The 1,665-nt window shown below is 69.8% G+C and carries 2 protein-coding genes; both read left to right on the forward strand.

What is annotated here, in order from left to right:
* A partial coding sequence (locus tag ADBZ5U_RS16185) for a homoserine dehydrogenase (protein WP_526811901.1) occupies positions 1 to 668 on the forward strand: 668 nt, incomplete at its 5' end.
* A 104-nt stretch (positions 669 to 772) separates the two neighbouring features.
* The coding region (gene thrC / locus ADBZ5U_RS16190) for a threonine synthase (RefSeq protein WP_526811903.1) at positions 773 to 1,665 on the forward strand (893 nt) is incomplete at its 3' end.

A 1,665-nucleotide genomic window follows, 5' to 3' on the forward strand; every position in this document is an offset into this window, starting at 1 on the left:
GGGTCACCGCCGACGACGTCTACCGGGAGGGCATCACCAAGGTCTCACCCGCCGACTTCGACGCGGCCCGGGCGCTGGGATGCACCATCAAACTGCTGGCCGTCTGTGAACGGATCACCGCACCCGCCGGGGAAGAACCGGGCCAGCAACGGGTTTCGGCCCGGGTCTATCCGGCGCTGGTGCCGCTGGAGCATCCGCTGGCCTCGGTCAACGGCGCCTTCAACGCGGTGGTCGTCGAGGCCGAGGCGGCCGGCCGGTTGATGTTCTACGGGCAGGGCGCCGGCGGCAATCCCACCGCCTCGGCGGTGATGGGCGATGTGGTGATGGCGGCCCGCAACCGGGTGCAGGGCGGCCGCGGCCCGCGCGAGTCCCGCTACGCCGAGTTGCTGATCGCCCCGATGGGAATGATCCCCACCCGCTATTACGTCAGTATGAAGGTCAAAGATCGACCGGGCGTATTCGCCTCCGTGGCAACCGAATTCGGCAAGCGTGAAGTCAGCATCGCCGAGGTGCGCCAGGAGGGGATGGCCGACGGATCGGCACGCATCGTCGTCGTGACCCACCGCGCCACCGACGCGGCACTGTCGGAGACCGTCGCCGCGCTGGCCGATCTGGAGGTTGTCGACGAGGTCACCAGCGTGCTGCGCATGGAGGGAACCACCGAATGACACCCAGCACCGATGAGCGTCGTGCGCGAGCGTTCGGGCCCTGCCGTGGCCGCGTCGGATGCTCCTGGCCGGGTCTGATCGAGGCCTACCGGGATCGTCTTCCGATGGCCGCGGACTGGACTCCGGTGACCCTGAAGGAGGGCGGCACCCCGCTGGTGCCCGCCCCGCGGCTGTCGGAGAAGACCCGGTGCACCGTGCACGTCAAGGTCGAGGGGCTCAACCCCACCGGGTCGTTCAAGGACCGCGGCATGACCATGGCGGTCACCGAAGCGGTGGCCAAAGGCCAGAAGGCGGTGCTGTGCGCCTCGACCGGGAACACCTCGGCGTCGGCGGCCGCCTACGCCGCGCGGGCGGGCATCACCTGTGCGGTGCTGATCCCGCAGGGCAAGATCGCGATGGGCAAGCTCGCCCAGGCCGTCATGCACGGCGCCAAGATCATCCAGATCGACGGCAACTTCGACGACTGCCTGGAACTGGCCCGCAAGCTCACCGCGGACTACCCGACCATCTCGCTGGTCAACAGCGTCAACCCGGTGCGGATCGAGGGTCAGAAGACCGCCGCGTTCGAGATCGTCGACGTCCTCGGGTACGCCCCGGACATCCACGCCCTGCCGGTCGGCAACGCCGGCAACATCACCGCCTACTGGAAGGGCTACACCGAGTATCACCGCGACGGCGTGAGCGAGCGCCTGCCGCGCATGCTCGGCACCCAGGCGGCGGGCGCCGCCCCGCTGGTGCTGGGCCACCCGGTCGGCAAGCCCGAGACCCTGGCCACTGCCATACGGATCGGGTCCCCGGCGTCCTGGGACGGTGCGATGGCGGCCAGGGAGCAGTCCGATGGGCGCTTCCTCGCGGCAACGGACGAGGAACTGCTCGAGGCCTACCAGTTGCTGGCCCGGGAGGAGGGGATCTTCGTCGAACCGGCGTCCGCGGCCAGCGTGGCCGGCCTGCTCAAGGCTGTCGAGGACGGCTGGGTGCGGCCCGGTTCGACGGTGGT

The organism is Mycobacterium sp. (genome assembly GCF_040398885.1).
In the GTDB taxonomy this organism is placed as follows: Bacteria; Actinomycetota; Actinomycetes; order Mycobacteriales; family Mycobacteriaceae; genus Mycobacterium.